This window comes from Nocardia sp. NPDC051030 (genome assembly GCF_040683015.1).
Taxonomy (GTDB): Bacteria; Actinomycetota; Actinomycetes; order Mycobacteriales; family Mycobacteriaceae; genus Nocardia.
The window spans coordinates 462,144-486,976 of sequence record NZ_JBFBCD010000007.1 but is presented as its reverse complement, the minus strand read 5'-3'; the positions used below and the strand labels follow the sequence as shown (position 1 = coordinate 486,976).

Genomic DNA, 24,833 nt, shown 5'->3' with positions numbered 1-24,833 from the left:
AGATGACTATTTCTTCGACGGATTTCCGGGTGCTGGTCAGCGGTGGTGGAACCGCGGGCAATGCGGTGGCCGTGCAATTGGCCCGGGCCGGTCTCGCCACCACGGTGGTCGAGCGATTCCCGGCGCGCCGCAGTGGCGGCCAGGTGGTCGACCTCCGCGGCCCGGGCCGGCGGGCGGCCGAGTTGATGGGCCTGTCGCGGGCGCTGCGGCCGCATCTCCTGCCCGGCGGTGGCATCACCTACCTGCGGCCGGACGGCCGGGTGGCGGCACGGATCCCGGCCGCTCGGCGGCCGCGGGCCGACTCGACCGAATTGCCCCGCGGCGATCTCAACAATGTGCTGCTGACCGAGGTCGAACGGCTGGACCGGATAGATTATCGCTACGGCGACAGTATTTCCGGGATCGTGCAGGACGATGCCGGGGTCGATGTGTATTTCGATTCCGGCGGCGCCGAACGATTCAGCATCGTCATCGGCGCCGAGGGCGTGTATTCACCGCTGCGCCGCATGGTATTCGGACCGCACGAACAATTCACCACATTTCTCGACGGCTATATGTCGTTCTTCACGATGGCGACACCGGAGCATTGCCCGGCCGTGCGGAACGAGGTGGTGCGTTGTCTCCTGCCGAGCGCGGCCCATATCGATATCCGGGTGGAAACCGCGCCCGGGGAATCCATGGTGACGGTCGGGCTGCGCCAGCCGCACGATCCGGCGCTGCGCGGCAACCCTCCGGCGCAGCGGCGGCTGGTGTCGCAGCGGCTGGCCGCCGGTGGCCGGCCGGCGCGCGCCATTGTCGCGGGAATGTCCCTGGACCCCGGCTTCTACCTGGACCAGCTGGTGCGCGTCGACCTACCGCGCTGGTCCCGCGGGCGGGTGGTGCTGCTGGGCGATGCCGCCTGTTGCGGATCCCCGCTGACCGGTCAGGGCACGGCGCAGGCGATGGTCGGCGCGTATGTGCTGGCCGGTGAGATCGCCGCGACGCCGGACGATGTGGCGGGTGCGTTCGATCGCTACGAGCGAGTGTTGCGCCCGCACAGCACGACCGCGCAGCAGATTGCCCGCGGGCAGTGGCGCGCGCTCACGCCCGGATCGGAACTGGGGCGGCGGGCCGGGCTCTGGCGTCAGCTGCGCCGGGCGGGATCGGCGGTACCGGCGGACGGGTATCTGGTGCCGGAATATCCGCGCGAACCGGCGCTGGCCGCCCGAAATATCTATACACCCGCTTAAGACGCTTGTCTGGAACATGCGTTAGAATGCGGGCATGGGACATCGCGAAGACCTGCTCGAGGGCGCCAAGAAGTGCCTGCGGGAAAAGGGCTACGCGCGGGTCACCGCGCGTGACATCGTGGCCGCGTCGCACACGAATTTGGCTTCCATTGGCTATCACTTCGATTCCAAGGAAGCATTACTCAACGCGGCGCTGATCGATGCCCTGCGGGAGTGGGGCGAAGGTGTCGAGAAGACACTGGCGGGTGCGGGCCGGCTGGCCGATGCCGCGGAACGCTACGAAGCGGTCTGGACCGATCTGATCCGATTGTTCGCCACCGATCGGGAATTGTGCATGGCCAATATCGAAGTGCTGGCACAAATCGACCATGTACCGTCCGTGCGCGAAAGTCTGGCCGATGCCCTGGAACACGGCCGGGGCGGTCTGTCCCAATTGTTCGGGGCCACCGATCAGCAATACGACGAGCCGACCGCCCGGGCCGTCGGCTCCTTTTATCAGGCTCTGGTCACGGGGGTGATGGTGCAGTGGATGATCGATCCCGCCCATGCCCCGACCGGCCCCGACATGACCCGCGCGCTACAGGCCATCGTCGCGGGAACGGCACGGGCGTGAACATGCCGGGGCCCGGACACATTTCGCGTGCCCGGGCCCCGGCTTTGCTGTCGGTGGTGATCAATCTTCGTCGTCGGTGTTCTCCAGCATTTCCGCGTGCTCGGCGGGAATGGTGACGTGCGAGGTGTCGTGCACCTGCGGCAGATGCCGCTGCCGGGCCCGCTCGATCGACTCGGCAAGGCGGGCGGCCTTGGCCGCGTCCTGAGCCGGCCGACGCTCGGCGAATTCCGGCATCACCTCCTTGGCGAACAATTCCAGCGATTCGCAGATGTGCTCGTGCTTGGTGTTCCCGATCTGCACCTGGAAGATCATTTGGTCGAGGCCGACCTCCTCGTAGGAGCGGGCCAGCTGGCGCAGCTGTTCCGGGGTGCCGATGGCCTTGCGCAGATTGTCCACGCGGGCCAGCAGCAGCGGGTCCATCTGTTCACGGGTCTCGGGTGAGAGATACCGGCTGAAACCGAACGCGTCGCGCAGTTCCGCGAAATCCTTGGCGATATCGGTCTCGCCGGGCTTGTGCAGGCCGTGCATCCAGTAGTGCAGGAACGAGAAGGCGAAGAAATGCGCGCCGTGCACGCCGCGATCCAGTGCCGTCTCCTCGTCCTCGTGGCACAGGAACGGCATGGTGAGCGCGAAATTCGGGTTCACGTCGTAGCCGAGCGGCACGCATTCGTCGGAGCTGATGAGCTGGTAGTAGGTCTCCACCCGCTCCTTGGCTTCCTCGGGACTGACGAACGCGAACGACAGTGCGCCCATGCCCTGGCGTGCGGCGTGTTCGATGGTTTCCGGGGAACTACACGCCACCCACAGCGGCGGATGCGGTTTCTGCTTGGGCTTGGGCACCAGATTGCGCACCGGCATGTCGACCCAGGTGCCCTGGTGGCCGCCGAACGGGGATTCGACGAACAGCCGGGTGATGACGTCGAGCGCCTCCTTCCACTGGTCGAGCTTGTGTTCGCGCTGCAGGTTGAAGCCGCCGACCTCGAGCTGGGTGCTGCCCTGGCCGGTGCCGAATTCGACGCGGCCGCCGGAGATCAGGTCCAGCGTCGCGATTCGTTCGGCGACGCGGGCGGGGTGGCTCAGGGCCGGCGGGATCGAGACGATGCCGTGCCCGATGCGGATGTTCTTGGTGCGGGCCGCTGCCGCCGCGAGGAATACCTCGGGGGCCGAGGAGTGCGAGTACTCCTCCATGAAGTGGTGCTCGGTTTCCCAGACGCAGTCGAAACCGAGTTTGTCGGCGAGTTCGATCTGCTCGAGGGATTCCTTGAGCAGCCGTTCCTCGCTGCCCTCCGTCCACGGCTTGGGGAGCTGGTGATGGTAGAAAAGGCCGAATCGCATGGGTTTGTCTCTCCTGCTTCGTTATTGGATGGTCACCACACGCCGCGCTTCAGCAGCGCCCCGCCGTCGATCTTGAGCTGCACGCCGGTGACGTAGCGCGATTCGTCGGAGGCCAGGAAGGTGATGGCGTGCGAGACGTCGACCGGCTCCACCCACGGGATCGGGATGCCCTGCAACCCGGTAAAGGCCGATACGGCGTCCTCGCGGCCCGGCTCGTCCAGGTCGGGACGGAACAGCCGGTAGATGGCGTCGTTCTGGATCATGTCGGTGTCGACGCTGGTCGGCACCACGATATTGACGCGCTGGTTGTGCGGGGCCAGTAGCACGGCCAGGGTGTTGCCGTATTCGATCAGGGTGGATTTGGCCATGCTGTAGCCCAGGCCGCCGGGGCCCATCGGGCCGGGTTCGCCGCGGTCGGGGATCATGCCGACCATCGAGCCGATCAGGATGATCGAGGCGCCCGCGCCCAGGTGCGGCAGGGCGGCGTGCACGGTGTTGAAGACGCCGCCCAGGTTGATGTCGACGGTGTCGGCGAAGGCGGTGACGGGGCGGTCGGCGCCGAGCACGCTGATTCCGGCGTTGGGGATGACGACGTCGAGTCGGCCCAGCTCGGCGACGCCTTCGGCGAAGGCGGCCTGCAGGCCAGGCCGGTCGCGCACGTCGACCTGCTTGGTGAACACCTTGCGGCCGGTCTTCTCGACCAGTTGGGCGGTCTCGGCCAGGTCCTCGGGCGTGGCCATCGGGTATTCGGCGAGGTCGATATCGGTGCAGGCGTCCAGGGCGATGATGTCGGCGCCCTCTTCGGCGAGCCGGACGGCGTGGCTGCGGCCCTGACCGCGTCCTGCTCCGGTGATCGCCACAACTTTGCCTTCTACGCGGCCCATGTGAGCCCTCCTCAGTGGTGCGTATTGCGGGGGTAAACCCTTCTACCTGGACTTTTGTATCCCGGTTGCGCGGGTGGGCACAGCGCCTACGGACCCCTGACCAACCCCTACTTCGATCCGTTGTGGCATCGGGGTTATTGCCATAACCGCTGGTAGAGCCGATAAAATTATCAAACAAGCGTATAGGACAGAAGTTCTATACAAACGTCTCACACGGATGTATGGTTTTCCACATGACGATGACAAGCCCTACCGGCAGCCGCAAGCAATGGTTGGCGCTCGTGACCCTCGTGATCCCAGCGCTGCTGGTGGCGATGGACATCACGGTGCTGTACTTCGCCATTCCCTCCATCGACGCAGATCTGAAACCAACTAGCGCACAACAGCTTTGGATGGTCGACATCTACGGCTTCATCCTGGCCGGGGTACTGCTCTCGGCCGGCAGCATCGCCGACAGCATCGGCCACAAGAAAATCCTCATGATCGGCTGCGCGATCTTCGCCGGCGCCTCGCTCAGCGCGGCCCTGGCGACGAATCCGGAGATGCTGATCGCCTCCCGGGCGATCCAGGGCTTCGGTGGCGCCGCCCTGATGCCCGCGTCGATGGGCATCATCGCGGAACTGTTCCGCGACGATAAGCAGCGTCGTACCGCCCTGACCGTGTTCTCGCTGGCCGTATCCGCCGGCGCGGGCTTCGGTCCGGTGCTGTCGGGTGCGCTGCTGCACTTCTTCTGGTGGGGCTCGATCTTCATGATCAACACCCCGATCGTCGTGGTCGGGCTGGTCGTGATGGCGTTCCTGCTGCCGGCCGACCAGGCCAACCGCACCCGGACCCGCTTCTTCGACCCGATCAGCGCCGTCCTGTCGCTGGCCGCGGTGCTCGGAGTCATCTGGGGCGTCAAGGAATTGGCGCTCAACGGCTGGAATGTGACGCCGCTGGCGGTCGGCCTGGGCGGTCTGCTGCTCGGTGCGCTGTTCGTGCTGCGGCAGCGCCGCCTCACTCATCCGATGATCGATCTGCGACTGTTCGGCGTGCGCGGTTTCATGCCCGCCATGACGGTCTCGGCCACCGGGTTCTTCCTGGTGATCGGATTCGGTCTGTTCACCACCAGCTTCCTGATGGAGGTGCTGCACTACTCGCCGCTCATCGCGGGCCTGTGGGGTATGGCCCCGCCGCTGGTCGCCTCGAGCATTGTGCCCGCGGCGATGGGCATGGTCGGCAAGGTCAAGCCCGGCTACCTGATGGCCTCCGGATTCGTCTTCGCCGCAATCGGTTTCGCGGCGCTGACCACCGTCACGGTGGAGAGCGACACCTGGCTGATCGTGTTCGGCATGGTCGGGGTCGGCGTCGGCACCGCGCTGCTGTACGCGCTGCTGTCGGACATGGTGATCGCCATCGCGCCGCAGGATCAGACCGCGTCGGTGTCCGCACTGTCCAAGACCTTCCAGGAGTTCGGCGGGGCGCTCGGACTGGCCATCTTCGGCACCATCGGCGCCACCATCTACCGCCACGATCTGGACAAGGCCACGCTGGACAATGTGCCCGCGGGTGCGCTGCGGGCCGCCCGGGAGAACATCGGCACCGCGGACGGGGTGGCGGCCACGCTGCCCAAGGACGCCGCGGACGCGCTGCAGTCGGTCGCCCAGGATGCGTTCGCGCACTCGGTGGGGCTCACCGCCATCCTCGGCGTGGTGGTGGCCGTGGCCTCGGCCGCGCTGCTGGTGTTCCGCCTCGGCCAGGTCAACTACACCAAGGAAGGCCATGAGGGCCCGGTGCTCGCCGAGCCCATCGAGATTCCGACTCCGGTCGTAGAGAAGTCCGCGAGGTCCTGAGGGCTATCGCGGTGTCCATAGGCGACAGGATCTCGGCCCCTCCGGCTCGTTGCCGGAGGGGCCGAGGTGCATGCCGCCGATCCATCATCACAACAGGGGGCGAGATGTTCGCGCGCAGATTACTTTCACCTTATGAGATCGGCCATTTCACCAGTGACGCCCAAATGGCCGGGCTCCATCTCGGCAATATGGCGTTGTTCACCGGATCCACCGTGGTGGGTGAACTCGACCTCACCGCACTGGAACTCGCCTTGCGCGAGTTGGTGGCGGGACACGCGTTGCTGCGCAGCCGCGTGGTCACCGAGGACGATGGCACGCAGTGGTTCCATCGCGACGACGCGTGGCGGCCCGCGCTGCGGGTCGCCGCCGGGGGGACCGCCGCATACCTGAAACTACTGAATACGCCGGTGGATTGGGACGGCGGTCTGATCCAGGCGCATGTGCTGCGCGACGGCGAGTCGAGCCGGGTGGTTCTGGTCAGTCACCACGGAATGTCCGACGGTCGGGCACTTTTCGCCGTTCTCGGTGAGTTGTGGCAGCGCTATACCGCTCGGGTCGAGGGACGTCCGATGCCGATCGCGGACGACGATCGGGAGTTGCCCGACCCGATCGATACCCGGTTGCGGCGCCTCATCGACGACGACGAGACGCAGGAACTGATCGACGAGATCGGGACCTATGTCGCGGCGACGCCCGCCGAGATGATCCCGTATCCGCTGCCGTCCGATGGCGCCGAAGGGGATCCGCTGGGCCGGTATGCGGTGGGCTCCCTTGCCTGGGATGCCGACGATACCGCGGCGATCGCGCGGGTGGCTCGCACCGAGAACGTGAGCGTCACCGGCCTGCTGGCCGGGGCCAGCCTGGTCGCCGCCCGACCCCTCATCGCGCCCGCCGAGGGCGAGTTGCCGCTGCTCTGCGGTCACGCCATCGACCTGCGGTCCATGGTCCCGGGACTGTCGGAGCGGATCATGTTCAGCGGCTCCGCCGGTGCGGGCACGCCCGCGCTGGTCGGCACCGACACCGCGGTGGCCGAGGTGGGACGGGTAATCCAGCAGAGTCTCGCGGCCGCGGTCGAGGACCGGTTCCCGGCTCGGCTCCTGCTCGCCACCCTGCGGGTGCACGACGAGGAGACCCTCGCCATACTGCGGTCGCAGACGCCGACGGTGCTGTTCTCCAATATCGGTCGCGTGCCCGCGCATTCGGTGCCGGAGGGACTGCGGATCGTGGGGGACACGATCGACAGCCCGGTTCCGGGGATGCCGCCGAAGCTGAGCTGCTTCACCATCGGTGGCCGGCTGACCGTTGCCTTCAAGTACGACACCACCACGCACAGCCGGGCACTTGTGGAGGAACTGCGTCAGTCCTTCGCCGAGAGCATGGCCAAGGCAGTCGCGGCGGCCGGTGAACAGTTGCGCAGCAACGGTATCGATCTCGCCTGACCACACACCGCGGGGCGTTTCGCCGGTAGGGGTGTCCCGGCGAAACGCCCCGCGGCGTGTCTGGTTATCGAGCGAGGACGGCCGTGGCGACGGCGGCCCGAAGGGTCTCGGTGACTTCGTCGGCGAACCGGTGCACGGTGTCGGCGTCGAACTGGGCGGTGCGGTAGCCGAGGTGGCCGCGGATTTCCGGGCCGTCCTCGACCATGTGCACCTCGAGGTCCCAGTGGGTGAAACGGCGTGTGCCGTGGAAGATCTCGATCTCCGCTCCCACGATGTCGATGACGCCACCCTGGAACATCTTGATATCGGCATGACCCGCTTCGCTGGCGCGGAGCGGGGTGTTGATCAGCTGGATGGCCATGCGCAGGGGCGCGAACTCCTGTCCGGGTGGCAGCTGCTGGAACAGGAACGGGATGAGGGCCCCGAACGGCAGGTCCTGGTGGTCCTGTGCGCCGAGCGTGGTTTCCTTGACGCGGCGAAGCAATTCGCGGAAGGTCGGGTCACCGGAGGCGTCGGTGCGCAGCAGCTGGAAATTGGCGAAAGGCCCTATCGCGTCCTCTATTTCGGTTCTGGTGCGGCCCGCGATGGGCGCACCGACCGCGATGTCCTTGCGCTGGGAGTATTTCGAGAGCACCGAGACGAATGCGGTCAGCAAGGTCTGGTAGACGGTCGCCTGCTCGGTGCGTGCGAGTGCGCGCACGTCCCGCACCAGGTCACCGGTCACCTGCCAGCGCAGTGAGCCGCAGTCGCTCGACGGCGGGCCTTGCGGCGCGCGGTCGTAGGGAAGTTCCAGGTCCCCGTAGTAGCCGTGCAGGCGTACCTGCCAATACTGCTGCTGTGCTTGCAGATTCAGACGATCGGATTGCCACACCGCGAAATCGGCGTATTGCACCGGCAGCGGCGGCCAGGTCGGTGTCCGGCCCGCGGCGAATGCCGCGTAGGCGGTGGACAATTCGTCGCCGAGTACGCCGAGTGACCACACGTCGGTGGCCATGCGATGGGTGGTCACCAGGACGATGTGGTCGGCGGCGGAATGGCGTAGAACGGTGGCGCGCAACAGCGGTCCCGTGCCGAGGTCGAAGGGGGCCTCGGCGTCCTCGGTCGCCAGCTGCCGCGCGGTGTCCAGGCCGTCCACCTCGGAGACGGTGACCTCACCCTGCCAGGCCGGCAGGATCTCGGGGACGACGACCGCGCCGTCGTGCCGGTAGACGGTGCGCAGCGATTCGTGTCGTGCGACCACGGCGCGCACGGCGGCCCGCCAGGTGTCGATCTCGAAGCGGCCGCGAACTCGCACCGCCAGTTGCGCGTTCACCGCGGGATTGCCCGGGTCGTGCTGTTCGAGCTCCCAGACCGCCTGCTGCCCCAGGGAGAGCGGCAGCACGCCGACGCGGGGAACGGGCACGATCGGGTCGACCGTGGTCACCGTCCCGGTGCGCAGGGCCTGGGTGATGCGGGCGGCGAGCAGGCGCGCGGTGCGGAGTTCGAACAGGTCTCGGAAGGTCGCCACCCTGCCGAAGGCCGCCTCGATCCGGGAGATCGCCTTGGTCGCGGTGAGGGAATGCCCGCCGAGCAGGAAGAAATCGTCGTCGATGCCGAGCAGGTCGGTATCGAGGACTTCGGCGAAGACCCCGCATACGAGGTCTTCCTCGGTGGTGCGTGGCGGCTCGTAGGGGGTGGTGAGCATGGCGCGCACGCTCGGATCGGGTAGCGCCCGATGGTCGACTTTTCCGTTGTCCGACAACGGTAGTCGCCCGAGCGGCACCACCGCGGCGGGAACCATGTAGTCGGGTAGCCGGAGGGCGGTGAATTCCCGGAGGGTGCGGGCGAGGTCGGCGAGGTGGTCCGCGGCGGTCTCGGGCGTCGTGGGGACCACGTAGGCGATCAGCCGTTTGTCGCCGGTCCGGTCGGTGCGTGGCCGCACGACGGCGTGCGCCACCGCCGGATGCGTCGCGAGTACCGCCTCGATTTCGGCCGGTTCGATGCGGAATCCGCGCAGTTTCACCTGATCGTCCGCGCGACCGAGGAATTCGAGGTGTCCGTCCGCCGACCAGCGGGCGATATCGCCGGTGCGGTACATGCGTTCCCCGGGCTCGAACGGATCCTCGGTGAACCGTTCGGCGGACAGGTCCGGTCGGCCCAGATAGCCCAGCGCCACTCCAGTTCCCGCGACATACAGCTCACCGGGCGTACCGGCGGGCACCTGGGTGCCGGTGTCGTCGAGCAGGTGGATCCGGGTGCCGTCCAAGGGCCGACCGATCGGGATCGGATCGGGAACCGTTGCGGCGTCGTCCATTCGATGGCAGGTGGCGAAGGTCGTGGTTTCGGTCGGCCCGTATCCGTCGACCACCACCAGGCCGGGGCAGGCGGCGAGCACCCGGCGCACGGCGTCGGCGGGGACGACGTCGCCGCCGGTCCACACTTCCCGTGTGCCCGTGAAGGTTTCGGGCTGGTCGTGCGCGATCATGCGGAAGAGCCCGGCGGTCAACCACAGTGCGGTGATCCCGTATTCGGCGATCAGGCCGCGCAGTGTGGCCGCGTCCGGCGGTCCGGGCGGGGCGATGACGACGGTGCCGCCGCGCAGCAGCGGCACCCACAGTTCGTAGGTGGACGCGTCGAACGCGTGCGCGGAGTGGAACAGCACGCGCTCGTGATTTCCATTGTCCCAGAGGTGGTCTCGGGCCAGCGCGAGCACATTGCGGTGACTCACCACCACGCCTTTCGGCGTGCCGGTGGAGCCGGAGGTGTACATGACGTACGCCGCCGCATCGGCCATGGCGAGGATGGTCGGGGCGGTGGCCGGTGTCCCGGCCCCCGCGTCGCTCGGATCCAGTCCTGGGATCTCGGTGCCGTCGACCAGGGCCGCGCGCAGTTCGGGGTCGTCGGCCAGTACCGCGAATGCCGCCGCACTGCCGATGATTTCGCGATTGCGGGCGATCGGCGTGCGTGGGTCGAGCGGGAGGTAGCAGGCTCCGGCCTTCAGGGTCGCGAGGATCGCGATCACCAGGCGCTCGGACCGGGGCATGGCCAGCGCGACCACGCGGCCGTCCAGCGATCCGCGGCGTTCGAGCAGGTGCCGCGCCAGCCGGTTGGCGTGCGCGTCGAGTTCGGCATAGGTGAGCGTGCCGAAGTCGCCGCGCAGCGCGACCGCCTCGGGTGTGGCCGCGACCTGCCGGGCGAACCGGCCGGTGAGGCCGAGCTCCGGTGCGTGATCAATCGTTGGCATGGATCGTCTCTTTCGACTCGAGCAGACCGGACAGTTCCGGGAATTGTGCGAGGGCCTCGGCCGCCGAGAGCGGGGCTCGGCGCGGGCCGCGCAAGACGGCCAGCAGGACCTCGGGGCGCAGCAGCCGGTATTCCGGCGCGCTGAAGGTGTGCACATCGAACAGCGCCCGCGCGAGCACCGGGCTCACCGCGGCGGTGCGGGCGAAGCGGTTCGCGAACCGGAACTGTCCGGCCTTGCCGTCGCCGACGGTGCTGCGTACCTCGGGGAACCACAGGTCGGTGCCGAGTGCGGCGTTCCAGGCGCTATTGGCCTCCTTGGCCGCACCGGCCTGCGCCAGTCTGCCGAGTCCATCGGTTATTCCCCTGCGTGCCAGGTGGTTTCGCAGCACGACGGCCTGCCGGGCGGCCACCGACATTCCGGCCCCGTAGTTCGGGTTCAGTGCGGTCACGGCGTCCCCGATGGCGAGGAATCCCTCGGGCAGGCGCACGCGTTCGAAGTGCCTGCGGCGGTTCAGGGTGCCGCGATAGGACAGGATCGGCCCGGCCGGACGCGCCCGGTCGAGCAGGTCCGAGACGACGGAATGCCGTAGCCTCCTGGCGAATTCGGTGTATCCGTCCGGGTCCGTGGGTGGCACGCCGCCTCGGGTGCCGATCATGGTGACGATCCATTGTCCGCCCTCGATGGGGAAGATCGCCGCACCCATGCCCGGCTCTCCGGTGCCCGGGCGGGGCTGGATCATGACGGCGGGCAGTCGCACCGAGGGCGCGTCGTAGCGCCGGGTGACGTAGACGAGCCCGGGATCGACCACGGCCTCGTGCACCGGCGGCACACCGAGTTCGGCCAGCCATTGCGGGGCCCGCGAGCCGCGACCGGTCGCGTCGATCACCAGATCGGCGCTCAGCGTGCCGCTGTCGGTGCGCACCCCGGTGACTCGCGCGCCATCCCCGATCAGCCCGGCCGCCTTGGTGCCCGTCCGGATCCGAATATCGTGTGCGGCAACAAGACTCCGGTACACCGCGTGGTCGATGACCGGTCGGCTGCAGGCCAGCACATAGGCGGAGCCGGGGTGGCGCCGGTACCAGCCCTCCGCGGAGCAGGTCAGTACATCGGCCGGGAGGTCCAGCCGCCGCGCGCCGAGTTCGGTGAGCCGGTTCGTGGTGCCGGGCAGCAGATGCTCGATGGCCCGCGCTCCGCCGCACATGAGCGTATGGCTGTGCCTGCCCTGGGGGATTCCCTTGCGCGGCAAGGGTTGTGCGTTCATCTCGTCGCTCTCGACGAGCGTGACTTCGGTCGCGTAGGGGGCCACCGCCGCGGCCGCGAGCAGACCGGCGAGTCCGCCGCCGAGTATTACCGCTTTCGTCATGGTCGCCTCTCAAATATTCAGATGTGCAGTGCCGGAATCGGTTACCAGGTGACCGGCAGGTCACCGGCCACGCCGTGCACGAGCGTGCCGCTCTTGAACTCGATGGCCGAGCGTGGCACCGCGAGCCGGAGATCCGGGATCCGGCGGAACAATGTGTCGAATACGATCTCGAGTTCGGCGCGCGCCAGGTTCGCGCCGGGGCACAGGTGCGGGCCGTGACCGAATGCGGTGTGGCCGCGCGCATCCCGGTGGATGTCGAACACATCCGGATGCTCGAAGGCTTCGGGATCCCGGCAGGCCGCGGCGGTGAGCGCGATGACGCCGTCCCCCCGGGGAATTCGCACGCCGCCGAGGTCGAGGTCGGCGGGCACCACGCGGGCCGGATTCGAGTCGGCGATGGCGAGGTAGCGGATCATCTCCTCGATCGCGCCGGGCAGCAGTGCCGGATCGGCGCGGAGTTCGGCGAGCTGTGCCGGATGTTCGAGCAGCAGCAGCACCCCGAGCGCGATCATGTTCGAGGTGGTGTCGAAGCCGCCGAACAGCAGGAATTTGGCGAGGCTGATGATTTCGGCGCGGTCGAGCCGGCCGTCGGCATTGTTCCGGGCGATGATGCGGCTGAGCATGTCGTCGCGCGGATCGGCCTCCTTCGCGGTGATCAGCTCATCGAGGTAGCGGTCCATCTCGGCGGTCGCGGCCATGATCCGATTCGGGTCCGCGTCGGTCTTGACGTTCAATTCCGCGAAGTCGCGCAGGAATTCGCTGTCGGCCATCGGCACACCGGTCAGCTCGCAGAACACCAGTGCGGGGACGGTCCGGGCCAGCGACCCCATCAGGTCGACCGGGCCACCGGCGTCGAGCATGGCGTCGAGCCGCCGGTCGACGATCCGCTGGATCCGCGGGCACAGGGCTTCGACCTGTTTGGCCGTCAATTCGGGCACCAGCAAGCGCCGCCGCAGTCCGTGCTCCGGCGCGTCGAGCGCGCCGATCGGCAGGTCCATGGTCTGAATGACCTCGTCGGGCACCGGAACCTGCATCGGATAGTTCGGCTTCTTCCACGAGGAGCTCATGGTGGCGTCTCCGAGCACTCGCTTGACATGCTCGTGCTTGGTCAGCACCCAGACTTTCTTGCCGGACCAGCGCAGCCGGACCTCGGCGACCGGGTTGTGCTCGCGCATTTCCCGGTAGTCGTCCGGCGGGCTGAAGGGACAGCTCCCGCGCAGCATGGGAAATGCGGGGAATTCCGGATCATGGTGTGTCACAATGGCTGCCACTTTTCTCTGGGAGGCGCTGGGCTGCGCGGTGCTGGGCTTCGCATTCCAGTGCCGTGAATGTGCGCTGCATATCGCGGCGCATTCCTTTGGACCAGAAGAAATTGAATATCGGTGCGAACCAGCCGGTTACCTCGACGCGGCGGGTTACCCGGATGCGGCCGTCGCCGAGATCGTCATAACTGGTGGCGACGGTCATTATTCCGCCGGGCATGGGATCCTCGGTCCGATAACCGTGCGGCGGGTCGACTTCGACCAGCGTGAACGGACCTCCCGGGCCGCCGTGCGGTTTCGTCCAGCCTTGACGGCCCGGTGCGAATGGCCCGTCGAAGCGGACCTTTACGACGTGTGGATCCCAGTCCGGCCACGTGCGTGGATCGGAAGCGGTTTTCCAAATCCACGTGATGTCGCCGGAAATGATCCGGGACTCCGCGAAGGTCACTTTTCTCACTTGCGATCCCGCCAGCGGGTCAGTTGTTCGGCAATGAGCCCCAGCACCGCGGGGACGTGCTGGTCGAGATAGAAATGGCCGCCGGGGAAGGTGTGCAGCTGGAATTCGCCGGCGGTGTGGGCGGCCCAGCCCTGTGCTTCCGCGGCGCTGACCATCGGGTCCTGATCGCCGGTGAGTGTCACGATCGGGCAGCGCAGCGGGGCTCGGTCGCGGCATCGGTAGGTTTCGGCGGCGTGGTAGTCGGCCCGCAGGGCGGGCAGCACGCTCTGCAGGAATTCCGCGTCGCCGAGCAGGCGGGGGTCGGTGCCGGACAGCTCTTTCATATTGGCGATCAATGCGGAGTCGGGCAGGGTGTGCACGGACTCGTCGCGGTAGCGATCGGGTGCGCGCCGGCCCGAGGCGAAGACGCCCAGCAGTTCGTGGCCGTCGTTCTCCAGCCGGCGAGCCACCTCGAATTCGACCATGGCACCGAGACTGTGGCCGAACAGTGCCACCGGGCGATCCAGCGCCGGGCGCAGTGCCGTCGCGATGTGGTCGGCCAGTTGCTCGACGTCGCCGATCGGGGTTTCGGTGCGCCGATCCTGGCGGCCCGGGTATTGCACCGCCTGTACCTCGATGCCCGGGGTGAGGGCGCGGGAAACCGGAAAGAAGTAGCTGGCCGAGCCACCGGCGTGCGGGAAGCAGATCAGGCGCACCGGGGCCTGCGGTGCGGGGTGGAAGCGGCGTAGCCATAGCGTCGGGTCGATCACGGTCGAAGTCATAGTGCTCGACTTTCTCTGGTGGGAACAAACGACATTCGTATCCGACCATTTTGTCTCGCATGGTGAATTCTTCGCCGCAGATAATGGCCGTTGGATGACCCTTGAAGAATCGGAGGGAGACCCCTATCGGCGCGGTATCCGAGATAGGGGTCCGGCCTTATGGTGGTCGGCATCGGAGCCGGATTCAATGAGTTCAACAGTCACGACCGCGACCGGCGGTGTGTGTTCGCGAGCTTATGAGGAACAACGACCATGGTGACTTTTGCGGAATCGGGAACCATCACCGGAGATATCGAATGGATCTGGCGCACCGCGTCCGATCCGGCGGCGTGGGCCAGTTGGGACCCGCACCTCGAGGAGATTCGCTTCGAAGGGCCGTTCGCGCCCGGTAGCACGGGCTGGAGCAAGCCCAAAGGCGGTCCGGGCGGGCCGTTCACGGTGGTGGCCACCGCCGCGCGGTCCAGCTACTCCACCGAATCACCGGTGCCCGGCGGACTGATGAAGATCACCAACACCTACACCGAGCTCGGCGACGGGCAGGTGCGCATCACCCGCGACGTCGAGGTCACCGGATGGTTCGGGAAGGTGTTCAACCTGTTCTGGGCCAAGGGCCAGCGGCGCGATATGCACAACACGTTCCGGGCGCTGGAGCAGGAAGCTCAGCGGCGCGCGGCGACGAGCGTCGCGGACATCTGAGGCTGATATGAGTCACGCGATCATCATCGGCGGTGGCCTGGCGGGCATGCTGGCCGCCGCCGCCGTGGCCCGGCACATCGACCGGGTCACCATTGTCGAAAGCGACGTATTCCCCGGCGAACCCGCCACCCGCCGCGGGCTGCCGCAGGGGGCGATCAATCACATGCTGTTCAGCGGTGGCGCGGACGTCATCGACGAACTGCTGCCGCACACCACCGACCTGCTGCAGAAGCGTGGCGCGCACAAGCTTCCGTTCGGTGAGCAGGTGGTCAGCCACACCCCGCAGGGGTGGAGCCTGCGCTGCGACGGCGATCCCTACGTCATCACCTGCTCCCGGCCGCTGCTCGACCACGTGGTGCGCGCCCAGGTGCTCAGCTACCACCGCATCACCGTGCTGGAGTCGGCGAAGGTGACCGGGCTGGTCGGCGGTACCGCCCGGGTCACCGGCGTGCGGCTCACCCGCCGGGGCGGGGTGAGCGAAATCCTGGAGGGCGACCTGATCATCGATGCGGCCGGGCGGCGCTCGGACGCACCGGCCTGGCTCGCCGAACTCGGCCTGCCGCAGGTTCGGGAAGACCACCTCGACGCCGGATGTGCCTACGCCGCACGCACTTTCGCCGCGAACGCACCGGCGGACTTCCCGGCGGTCCTGGTCCAGGCCGACAACAGCACCGGACAGCCGGGCCGGGCCGCGGCCCTGCTGCCCATCGAGGACGGCCGCTGGGTGTGCGCGCTGCTCGGTACTCGCGGCGCGCATCCGCCCACCGACGACGAGGGCTGGTTCGACTTCGCCCGCGCCCTGCCGACCTCGATCATCGCCGATCTGCTCGCCACGGCGGAGCCGATCGGGGGCGTGCGGCCCTACCGCGATACCGCCAACCGGCGCAAGCACTTTCAGGAGATCGTGCCCGAAGGGTTCGTGGTGGTCGGCGATTCGACGATGCATCTCAACCCCACCTATGCCAGCGGCATGTCGCTCGCGGCGTTCGGGGCCAAGGCCTTGCGCGAGGAATTGCACGACGGCGGGCTTACCCCCGGTTTCGCGCGGCGGGCCCAGCGGCGCATCGGCAAAGCGGGCGCGCCCTGGTGGGGCATGGTGATCGGACAGGACCGCTGGTACCCCGGCGTGCAGACCTCGCTGACCCTGGGCGGCGGTGCCGGCCAATTGAAGATGGCCGCCCGCTGGGGGCGGCTGATCACCGAGAACGCCGACGCCGCGCGCGCCACCTACAAGGTCGCCGCGCTCACCCTCGTCCCCAATCGGATGATGACGCCGCGGCTGATGTTCGCCCTGCTGCGCGGGGCGAAGCAGCCATCACGCACCACGGAAGCGGCCATCGCGCAATACCCCGGACTGACCGGACTACTGAATCAACCCGCGGTGACGGAAATCGGTGCATAGACCATGAATCGGCTGTTGTTTGGAGATGAATCCCATGGGTAACGAGGAGAAGCTGCTCGAATACCTCCGGCGGGCGACAGCCGATTTACAGGAAGCTCGCAAGAAACTCGCCGAGCGCCCGGCGATCGACGACGAACCGATCGCCATCGTTTCCATGGCCTGCCGATACCCGCACGGGGTCGGCGCGCCCGAGGACCTGTGGCAGCTGGTGGTCGACGAAGTGGATGCGGCCGCCGGCTTCCCGGCCGATCGCGGCTGGCCGGGCGGCCTCTACGACCCGGAACCCGGCGCGTCCGGCAAAAGCTACACCCGCACCGGCAGTTTCCTTTATGACGCCGGTGATTTCGATGCCGGCTTCTTCGGCATCTCGCCGCGTGAAGCCCTCGCCATGGATCCACAGCAGCGGCTGCTGCTGGAGACCACGTGGGAGGTCTTCGAGCGGGCCCGGATCGTCCCGGCCACCTTGGCGGGCAGTGCCACCGGCGTCTTCACCGGGATGATGTACCACGACTACGCCGATGCGCAGGGCACCGGATCGGTGGCCTCCGGGCGCGTGTCCTACGTCTTCGGTCTCGAGGGTCCGTGCGTCACGGTGGACACCGCGTGCTCGTCCTCGCTGATCGCGATACACCTTGCGGCGCAATCGCTTCGGGCCGGAGAGAGCACCCTCGCCGTCGCGGGCGGGGTGTGCGTGATGGCGAGCCCGGACACCTTCGTGGAATTCAGCAAGCAGCGAGCGCTCTCGCCGGACGGGCGGTGCCGGTCCTATGCGGCCGCCGCCGACGGCACCGGCTGGGGCGAGGGCTGCGGCGTGGTGCTGCTGGAGCGGCTCGCCGACGCGCGCCGCAATGGTCACCCGGTGCTGGCGGTGCTGCGAGCCACCGCGACCAACCAGGACGGGGCCAGCAGTGGCCTGACCGCACCCAATGGTCCCGCGCAGCAGCGGTTGATCCGGCAGACGCTGCGGCAGGCCGGGCTGACCACCGCCGATATCGATCTGGTGGAGGGCCACGGCACCGGGACCCGGCTCGGGGATCCCATCGAGGCGCAGGCGATCATCGCCACCTATGGGCAGGAGCGGGACCGGCCGCTGTGGCTGGGATCGCTGAAATCCAATCTGGGACATACCCAATCGGCCGCCGGTGTGGCCGGGGTGATCAAGCTGGTCGAGGCCGTCCGGCACGGGGTGATGCCCAAGACCTTGCACGTGGACGCGCCCACGCCGAATGTGGACTGGACCGCAGGGGAGGTGCGGTTGCTCACCGAGGCCATGCCCTGGCCGGAGACCGATCGGCCGCGCCGTGCCGCGGTGTCGTCCTTCGGGGTGAGCGGGACCAATGCCCATGTGATCGTGGAGCAGGTCGCCGAGGCGGAGCAGGCGGTTGCTCCGGAGGTGAGTTCCGGTGGGGCGGGTGTTGTTCCGTGGGTGGTGTCGGCGCGGAGCGCGGAAGCGTTGCGGGGGCAGGCATCTCGGTTGCTGGAGCGGCTCGAGGGTGATGTGGAGCTGGGTGCGTGGGAGGTGGGTCATGCGCTGGCGGTGACGCGGAGTCGGTTCGAGCAGCGGGCGGTGGTGCTGGGTGCGGATCGCACAGCGCTGACCGCTGGGCTGACGGCGTTGGCCGAGGGGCGTGAGGACGCGTCGGTGGTGACTGGTCGTGCCTCTGGTGTGCGGCGGCCCGTTTTCGTATTCCCTGGCCAGGGTTCGCAGTGGGTGGGCATGGGTGTGGAGCTGATGGATGCTTCGCCCGTGTTCGCGGCGCGGATGGGTGAGTGTGCGGAGGCGTTGTCGGAGTTCATCGATTGGGATCTGCTGGCGGTGCTGCGTAGCGAAAGCGGCGCGCCCGCAATGGATCGCGTCGATGTGGTGCAGCCCGTGCTGTGGGCGATGATGGTGTCGCTCGCTGCGATGTGGCGGGCCAATGGCGTGAAACCCGAAGCAGTGGTCGGGCATTCGCAGGGTGAGATTGCGGCCGCTGTGGTGGCCGGGGTGCTGTCGCTGCAAGACGGTGCGCGCGTTGTTGCGTTGCGCAGTGCGCTTATTGCCGTAGAGCTCGCGGGGCAGGGCGGCATGATGTCGGTCCCATTGACCGCGAGCGAGGCGACGGCGCGGATCCAGCGTTGGGACGGACGGCTGTGTTTGGCCGCGGTGAACGGTCCCGGGTCGGTGGTGGTGTGCGGCGAGGACGCCGCTCTGGACGAGTTGCACGCCGAGCTGATAGCGGAAGGGCTGTCGCCCAAGAAGATTCCGGTCGACTATGCCTCGCACTCGCATTATGTGGAGGCGATCGAGGAGCAGGTTCTCACGCAACTGGCACCGGTGCAGGCGCGTTCGGGTGAGATTGCGCTGTATTCCGCGGTGACTGGTGACGTGCTCGACACCCGCGAGATGACGGCCCAGTACTGGTACACCAACCTGCGCAAGACGGTCCGGTTCGAGGATGCGACGCGGGCGCTATTGCGTGATGGCTTCGACCTCTGGGTGGAGTGCAGTCCGCACCCGGTATTGCGAGTCGGGGTGGAAGCGACCCTGGAAGATGCCGGGGTGGACGCGCCGGTACTCGGCAGCCTGCGCCGCAATGCCGGTGCCCTACAAGACTTTCTGACTTCACTGGCGCTGGCGCATGTGCGCGGCGCCGTCGTGGACTGGACCGCCGGTCGGCCGGTTCCCGCGCTGATCGATCTGCCCACCTATGCCTTTACCCGGCAACGGTATTGGCAGCTCCCGCAGGTCGCCGCGACCGGGGGCGGGCTGGACCATCCGCTGCTCGACACCGCGGTCACGGTCGCCGACACCGGTGCCGAGCTGTTCACCGGCACCGTGTCCCTGCACACCCATCCGTGGCTTGCCGACCACGCCGCCTTGGACTCGATACTGTTGCCCGGCAGCGGATTCGTGGAGCTGGCACTCGCCGCGGGACAGCAGGTCGGTTGCCCCGAACTCGATGAACTCACGCTGCGAGCCCCGTTGGTCTTGAGTGAGATCGACTCGGTCCAGCTCCAGGTTCTCGTCGGTGCCGCCGATGCGGCGGGGGAGCGCCCTGTCGACATCCATTCCCGCGCCGACGAGACGGACCCGTGGGTCTGCCACGCGTCCGGTCGGCTGCGTGATATGCCTGCGGCGGTGGCGGTTTCGGCCGATCTTTCGGCGTGGCCGCCCGCCGGTGCGACGGCGCTCCCGATGGACGACGGGTACGACCGGCTGTTCGATCGCGGCTACGCCTATGGGCCGGTATTCCAGGGACTGCGTGCGGCCTGGCGATCCGGTGACGATCTGTACGCCGAGGTCGTGCTGCCCGACACCGCGCACGCCGATGCGGCCCGGTTCACGCTGCATCCCGCCGCACTGGATGCGGCACTGCACGCCGCCGCGCTCTTCTGGGACGACTCTGGGGAGACGGTGCTGCCGTTCGCCTGGAACAACATCACCTTGCACGCGGTCGGGGCGACCGCCTTGCGGGTGCGATTGACCCAGTCCGGCGACTCGATGCGGGTCGAGGTGGCCGACGCCACCGGGCAGGCGGTGCTGACCGCGGCCGGTGTGGTCGGCCGGGCGGTATCCGCCGAACAGCTCGGCGGCACCCAGCGTGCCTTGTCTCCGCTGCGGATGAGCTGGCGGCCCGCCCCGACCGGCGGGACCACCGAAGTCACGAGCGTCTACCGCTGCCCGGCGGCCACGACCACCGACGTGCCCGCCGCGGTGCGGGACCTGTCCGGCCGGGTGCTTACCGCCATGCGGGAGTGGCTCGCGGACGAGCGGGCCGCCACCGGCACCTTCGCGATCGTCACCTGCAATGCGGTGGCAGCCGAGGGTAATTCGATCGACGTCGTGCAGGCACCGGTCTGGGGATTGGTGCGGGCCGCGCAGGCCGAGAACCCCGGGGTGTTCGTGCTGGTCGACGTCGAGGACGCGGACATCGACGACGAGCGGATCGCGGCGGCGGTGGCGACCGGGGAGCCGGAATCGGCCGTGCGCGGCGACGCCGTGCTGGTGCCGCGGCTGGTCGACACCCGGTCGACCGCGAGCGATCCGGCCGATTCTGCAGCGGCCGACCATATTTCGATGAATCCGGCGGGCACCGTGCTGATCACCGGTGGCACCGGTGGGCTCGGTGGTCAGCTGGCGCGGCACCTGGTGGTGCGGCACGGGATTCGGCATCTGGTGCTCGCCGGACGGCGCGGGCCGGATGCGCCCGGCGCGGCGGAGCTGTGCGCCGAGTTGGCGGCGTGCGGCGCGACGGTGTCGGCGGTCGCCTGCGATGTGTCCGATCGGAATGCGCTGGCCGCCCTACTGGCCGACATTCCGCAGGCGCATCCGCTGACGGGCGTCGTGCACACCGCCGGTGTGCTGGCCGACGGCACCCTCGCCGTGCTGAACGACGCCGATTTCGACACCGTCCTGCGCCCCAAGGCCGATGCCGCCTGGCATCTGCACGAGCTGACACGGTCGCACGACCTGGACATGTTCGTGCTGTTCTCCTCTGTCGCAGGGACTCTCGGTGCGGCCGGGCAGGCCAACTACGCGTCGGCCAATGCCTTCTTGGACGGGCTCGCCGAGCACCGGCGCGCCGCCGGACTCCCCGCGACCTCGCTGGCCTGGGGTTTGTGGGCGGGCACCGGTATGGGAGAAGCCCTCGCGGACAGTCAGATTCGGCGTCTGGGCCGAGATGGCCTGCCGCCGTTGACCATTGCGGAGGGACTCGCGCTATTCGATGCCGCGCTGGGCCTCGGCGAGGGCTATAGCGCGCTGCTGCGCCTGGACCCCGCCGGGCTGCGGGCACAGGCCGGTGCGGGCACGCTGCCCACGGTGCTCGGCGATCTGGTGCGCGCGCCATTGCGCCGGGCCGAGTCCGGTGCGGTCACCGGTGTCGGCGGCGGCACCGACCGGCTGGCCGGACTGCCCGCCGACGAGCGCGCGGCGGCGCTGCTCGAGCTGGTGCGCGGCGTGGTGGCCGGGGTGCTGGGCCATGACTCGGTCACGGCCATCGAACCGGATCGCGCCTTCAAGGAACTCGGTTTCGACTCGCTGACCGCGCTGGAGATGCGCAATCGGGTCAATGCGCAGACCGGGCTGCGGCTGCCGGTCACCCTCGTCTTCGACTACCCGACCGCCCGCGCGGTGGCACAGCGGATCGGCGAGATCCTGGTTCCCGCCGACGTATCCGAGCCGACGACGGTCCACGCCGAGCCGGCCGACGAGCCGATCGCGATCGTGGCCATGGCGTGCCGGTACCCGGGCGGGGTGGCCTCGCCGGAGGAACTCTGGCACCTGGTTGCCGAGGGTGTGGACGCGATCTCGGAATTCCCGGACAACCGCGGCTGGGCCCTGGATGAGCTCTACGACCCGGAACCCGGTGTGCCGGGCAAGGTGTACACCACCTCCGGCGGATTCCTGCACGACGGCACCGCCTTCGACGCCCAGTTCTTCGGCATCAGCCCGAACGAGGCGCTCGGCATGGATCCGCAGCAGCGGCTGCTGCTGGAAACCGCTTGGGAGACCTTCGAACGCGCCGGGATCGACCCGAAGACATTGCGCGGCAGCCGAACCGGAGTATTCGCGGGCCTGATGTACCACGACTACGCGGCGAGCAGCGCCGCGGGCGCGGTGGCGACCGGGCGCATCTCCTATGTGTTCGGCTTCGAAGGCCCCGCGCTGACGGTGGACACCGCCTGCTCGTCCTCACTGGTGGCCATGCATCTGGCCGCGCGGGCACTGCGGGCCGGTGAATGCACGCTGGCCCTGGCGGGCGGCGTGGCCGTGATGTCCACCCCGGAGACGCTGGTCGACTTCGCGCAACAGCGTGGGCTGTCCCCGTCCGGCCGGTGCCGGGCCTTCGGTGCGGATGCGGACGGCACCGCCCTCGGGGAGGGCGCCGGACTGCTGCTGCTGGAGCGGCTTTCGGACGCGCGGCGCAATGGCCATCCGGTGCTCGCGGTGCTGCGCGGGTCGGCGGTCAATCAGGACGGTGCGTCCAATGGCCTGACCGCGCCGAACGGTCCGGCGCAGGAGCGGGTGATCCGGCAGGCCCTGGCCGACGCCGGATTGACCACGGCCGATATCGATGTCGTGGAAGCGCACGGCACCGGAACGGCGCTGGGCGATCCGATCGAGGCGCAGGCACTGCTGGCCACCTACGGCCAGGACCGCCCGGCGGGGCAGCCGCTGTGGCTGGGTTCGCTGAAATCCAATATCGGTCACGCGCAGGCCGCCGCCGGGGTCGGCGGGGTGATCAAAACCGTGATGGCCCTGCGCAATAAGAGCATGCCGCGCACGCTGCACGCGGACACCACGTCACCGCACGTGGATTGGTCGGCCGGTGAGGTGCGGCTGCTCACCGAGGCGCGCGAGTGGCCGGTCGACGGTCACCCCCGCCGCGCGGGTGTGTCCTCGTTCGGGATCAGCGGCACCAACTCGCATGTGATCATCGAGGAAGCGCCGGTGGAAGCCGATGTGCCCGAGACCGTTCCGACTCCGCCCGCGGTGACGGCCTGGGTACTGTCCGGCGTTTCGGCGGCCGGGCTGGCCGGTCAGGCCGAACGGCTACTGGCACAGGCGGATTCGCTGGATCCGGTGGATGTTGGCTACTCCCTGGTGAGCTCCCGGGCCGTGTTCGAGCACCGTGCGGTGGTCGTCGGCACCGGCCGGGACGAGCTGCTCGAGGGTGTGCGCGCCGTCGCGCAGGAACGTCCCGCAGCGAATGTGGCGACCGGAATCGCGCGCGGTCACGGCCGGACCGGATTCGTATTCACCGGTCAGGGCAGTCAGCGCCTCGGAATGGGGCGTGAGCTGCACGCGGACTTCCCGGCCTTCGCCGCGGCGTTCGACGCGGTGGTCGCGGAGCTGGACCGGCATCTGGATCAGCCGTTGTCGACGGTCGTGTGGGGCGCGGACGCGGATCTGCTGAACCGGACCGGCTACGCGCAGCCCGCCTTGTTCGCGATCGAGGTCGCCCTGGTCCGACTGTTCGAATCGTGGGGTGTGCGACCGGATTTCGTGGCCGGGCATTCCATCGGTGAGCTGGCCGCCGCGCATGTGGCGGGTGTGCTGACGCTGCCGGATGCGGCCCGGTTGGTCGCCGCGCGTGGACGTTTGATGCAGGCGCTGCCGAGCGGTGGTGCCATGGTGGCGATCGCGGCCACCGAGGACGAGATCGCACCGCTGCTCACCGAATCGGTATCGATCGCGGCGGTGAACGCGCCGGGTTCGGTGGTCGTCTCCGGCGTGGAGGATGCGGTCCTCGCATTATCTGAATCATTTGCGGCACAGGGTCATAAGACGAACCGGCTGCGGGTGTCACATGCCTTCCACTCGCCGCTGATGGAGCCGATGCTGACCGAGTTCGCCGAGATCGCGAACCAGATTTCGTTCGCGGCACCGTCGATTCCGATGGTGTCGACCGTGACCGGGGAGTTGGCCGACGAGCGGATCCTGTCCCCGAGGTATTGGGTCGACCAGGTCCGCGCGACCGTCCGCTTCGGTGCCGCGGCGACAACGTTGAGCGCGGCCGGGGTGACTCGCTTCGTCGAGATCGGCCCGGATGCCGTGCTCGGCGCCATGGCCGCCCAATCGGTCGACGCCGACACCGCCGCCTTCATTCCCGTGCTCCGGCGAGACCGCGCCGAATCCACCACCGCGATCGCCGCCCTCGGACGGTTGTACGCCGTCGGTGGCGAGGTCGATTGGCCGGTGCTCTATACCGGAGCTCGCCGAATCGACCTGCCCACCTATGCCTTCCAGCGCACGCATTACTGGATCGACTCGACCGGCCGCCCACTGGGCGGCATGTGGACCGATCGACCGGCGATCGAGGCCGACTCCGGTGCCGGACTGCGCGCCGAGCTGGCCGAGCTGTCCGCCGCAGACCGGTCCCGCGAGGTGCTGGAACTGGTCCGGTTGCACACCGCCGCGGCACTCGGGCACGCGGATCCGCATGCGGTGCAGGACGATCGGGCGCTGGCCGAACTCGGCATGGACTCGCTGGGCGCGATCGAACTCCGCAAACGCCTGGACGCGGTCACCGGATTGTCGCTGCCCGCGACCCTGGTCTTCGACTATCCGACCTGCGCCGCCATCGCCGCCTATGTGGACGCCGAATTCGATTCCGGCACCGCGTATCTGCCGCTGCTGCGGACGCTCCAGGCGCTCGAGACCTCCCTGGCCGAGCATGCGGCGGCCGACGGCGAATCCGACCGGGTGACGGCTCGGCTGGAAGCAATGCTGCGCCGCTGGCGCGACGGCCACGACAGCGGGCCCGACGGCCCGCGCGACTTCAGCTCGGCCACAGATGACGAACTGTTCCAGGCGCTCGACAACGAGCTCGGGGTTTAGAGCGAGATCGG

At 68.4% G+C, this 24,833-nt stretch carries 14 protein-coding genes; 7 read left to right on the top strand and 7 right to left on the bottom strand.

The window, feature by feature from the left end; translation table 11 throughout:
• Positions 1–2: 2 nt before the first annotated feature.
• Together AB0N05_RS25550 and AB0N05_RS25545 are read left to right on the top strand one after the other, a co-directional pair.
• Positions 3–1,229: an FAD-dependent monooxygenase gene (locus AB0N05_RS25550; RefSeq protein ID WP_364698362.1), complete on the top strand. Its 1,227-nt coding sequence runs from the start codon at positions 3–5 to the stop codon at positions 1,227–1,229.
• Between the two features lie 34 nt (positions 1,230–1,263).
• A complete protein-coding gene (locus tag AB0N05_RS25545; protein WP_364698361.1) occupies positions 1,264–1,842 on the top strand; it encodes a helix-turn-helix domain-containing protein in 579 nt (192 codons plus the stop codon).
• Between the two features lie 60 nt (positions 1,843–1,902).
• Here AB0N05_RS25545 and AB0N05_RS25540 read toward each other — a convergent pair whose 3' ends face one another.
• Together AB0N05_RS25540 and AB0N05_RS25535 are read right to left on the bottom strand one after the other, a co-directional pair.
• Positions 1,903–3,177 (bottom strand): LLM class flavin-dependent oxidoreductase, encoded by a 1,275-nt coding sequence (locus AB0N05_RS25540; protein WP_364698360.1) that lies wholly within the window; start codon positions 3,175–3,177, stop codon positions 1,903–1,905.
• 32 nt (positions 3,178–3,209) lie between these two features.
• A complete protein-coding gene (locus tag AB0N05_RS25535; RefSeq protein WP_364698359.1) occupies positions 3,210–4,061 on the bottom strand; it encodes a mycofactocin-coupled SDR family oxidoreductase in 852 nt (283 codons plus the stop codon).
• A 233-nt stretch (positions 4,062–4,294) separates the two neighbouring features.
• Here AB0N05_RS25535 and AB0N05_RS25530 point away from each other — a divergent pair, with 233 nt between their 5' ends.
• Both AB0N05_RS25530 and AB0N05_RS25525 read left to right on the top strand, forming a co-directional pair.
• The gene (locus tag AB0N05_RS25530) at positions 4,295–5,893 is read left to right on the top strand and encodes an MFS transporter (RefSeq protein ID WP_364698358.1); all 1,599 of its coding nucleotides are present in this window, start codon (positions 4,295–4,297) and stop codon (positions 5,891–5,893) included.
• A gap of 164 nt (positions 5,894–6,057) precedes the next feature.
• The gene (locus AB0N05_RS25525; protein ID WP_364698357.1) at positions 6,058–7,332 is read left to right on the top strand and encodes a hypothetical protein; all 1,275 of its coding nucleotides are present in this window, start codon (positions 6,058–6,060) and stop codon (positions 7,330–7,332) included.
• A 64-nt stretch (positions 7,333–7,396) separates the two neighbouring features.
• Here AB0N05_RS25525 and AB0N05_RS25520 read toward each other — a convergent pair whose 3' ends face one another.
• Genes AB0N05_RS25520 through AB0N05_RS25500 form a run of 5 tightly spaced genes read right to left on the bottom strand, consistent with a single transcriptional unit; the run spans position 7,397 to position 14,398 of the window.
• Complete coding sequence (locus tag AB0N05_RS25520; RefSeq protein ID WP_364698356.1) at positions 7,397–10,555, bottom strand: amino acid adenylation domain-containing protein; 3,159 nt, start codon at positions 10,553–10,555, stop codon at positions 7,397–7,399.
• Positions 10,542–11,918, bottom strand: a complete 1,377-nt coding sequence (locus AB0N05_RS25515; protein ID WP_364698355.1) for an FAD-dependent monooxygenase — start codon at positions 11,916–11,918, stop codon at positions 10,542–10,544. Before AB0N05_RS25515 ends, AB0N05_RS25520 begins: the two co-directional genes overlap by 14 nt.
• Before the next feature lie 41 nt (positions 11,919–11,959).
• Complete coding sequence (locus tag AB0N05_RS25510; RefSeq protein ID WP_364698354.1) at positions 11,960–13,177, bottom strand: cytochrome P450; 1,218 nt, start codon at positions 13,175–13,177, stop codon at positions 11,960–11,962.
• The gene (locus AB0N05_RS25505; RefSeq protein ID WP_364698353.1) at positions 13,164–13,628 is read right to left on the bottom strand and encodes an SRPBCC family protein; all 465 of its coding nucleotides are present in this window, start codon (positions 13,626–13,628) and stop codon (positions 13,164–13,166) included. The genes AB0N05_RS25510 and AB0N05_RS25505 overlap by 14 nt, the downstream gene beginning before the upstream one ends.
• Before the next feature lie 5 nt (positions 13,629–13,633).
• A complete protein-coding gene (locus AB0N05_RS25500; RefSeq protein ID WP_364698352.1) occupies positions 13,634–14,398 on the bottom strand; it encodes an alpha/beta fold hydrolase in 765 nt (254 codons plus the stop codon).
• Positions 14,399–14,650: 252 nt separating this feature from the next.
• On the opposite strand from AB0N05_RS25500, the gene AB0N05_RS25495 reads away from it, so the two are divergent.
• From AB0N05_RS25495 to AB0N05_RS25485, 3 genes are read left to right on the top strand one after another with little or no spacing between them, the layout of a single operon-like run.
• On the top strand, positions 14,651–15,094 hold the full coding sequence (locus tag AB0N05_RS25495) for an SRPBCC family protein (protein WP_364698351.1): 444 nt from the start codon (positions 14,651–14,653) through the stop codon (positions 15,092–15,094).
• Positions 15,095–15,101: 7 nt separating this feature from the next.
• Complete coding sequence (locus AB0N05_RS25490) at positions 15,102–16,496, top strand: FAD-dependent oxidoreductase (RefSeq protein WP_364698350.1); 1,395 nt, start codon at positions 15,102–15,104, stop codon at positions 16,494–16,496.
• 25 nt (positions 16,497–16,521) lie between these two features.
• Positions 16,522–24,822, top strand: a complete 8,301-nt coding sequence (locus tag AB0N05_RS25485; protein ID WP_364698349.1) for a type I polyketide synthase — start codon at positions 16,522–16,524, stop codon at positions 24,820–24,822.
• Positions 24,823–24,833 lie beyond the last annotated feature (11 nt).

What these genes read in the sequence shown, in the direction of transcription:
- AB0N05_RS25485 (WP_364698349.1), top strand. Translation starts at nt 16,522, where the DNA reads ATGAATCCCATGGGTAACGAGGAGAAGCTGCTCGAATACCTCCGGCGG.
- AB0N05_RS25495 (WP_364698351.1), top strand. Translation starts at nt 14,651, where the DNA reads ATGGTGACTTTTGCGGAATCGGGAACCATCACCGGAGATATCGAATGG.
- AB0N05_RS25500 (WP_364698352.1), bottom strand. Translation starts at nt 14,398, where the DNA reads ATGACTTCGACCGTGATCGACCCGACGCTATGGCTACGCCGCTTCCAC.
- AB0N05_RS25515 (WP_364698355.1), bottom strand. Translation starts at nt 11,918, where the DNA reads ATGACGAAAGCGGTAATACTCGGCGGCGGACTCGCCGGTCTGCTCGCG.
- AB0N05_RS25520 (WP_364698356.1), bottom strand. Translation starts at nt 10,555, where the DNA reads ATGCCAACGATTGATCACGCACCGGAGCTCGGCCTCACCGGCCGGTTC.
- AB0N05_RS25490 (WP_364698350.1), top strand. Translation starts at nt 15,102, where the DNA reads ATGAGTCACGCGATCATCATCGGCGGTGGCCTGGCGGGCATGCTGGCC.
- AB0N05_RS25540 (WP_364698360.1), bottom strand. Translation starts at nt 3,177, where the DNA reads ATGCGATTCGGCCTTTTCTACCATCACCAGCTCCCCAAGCCGTGGACG.
- AB0N05_RS25550 (WP_364698362.1), top strand. Translation starts at nt 3, where the DNA reads ATGACTATTTCTTCGACGGATTTCCGGGTGCTGGTCAGCGGTGGTGGA.
- AB0N05_RS25545 (WP_364698361.1), top strand. Translation starts at nt 1,264, where the DNA reads ATGGGACATCGCGAAGACCTGCTCGAGGGCGCCAAGAAGTGCCTGCGG.
- AB0N05_RS25530 (WP_364698358.1), top strand. Translation starts at nt 4,295, where the DNA reads ATGACGATGACAAGCCCTACCGGCAGCCGCAAGCAATGGTTGGCGCTC.
- AB0N05_RS25525 (WP_364698357.1), top strand. Translation starts at nt 6,058, where the DNA reads ATGGCCGGGCTCCATCTCGGCAATATGGCGTTGTTCACCGGATCCACC.
- AB0N05_RS25535 (WP_364698359.1), bottom strand. Translation starts at nt 4,061, where the DNA reads ATGGGCCGCGTAGAAGGCAAAGTTGTGGCGATCACCGGAGCAGGACGC.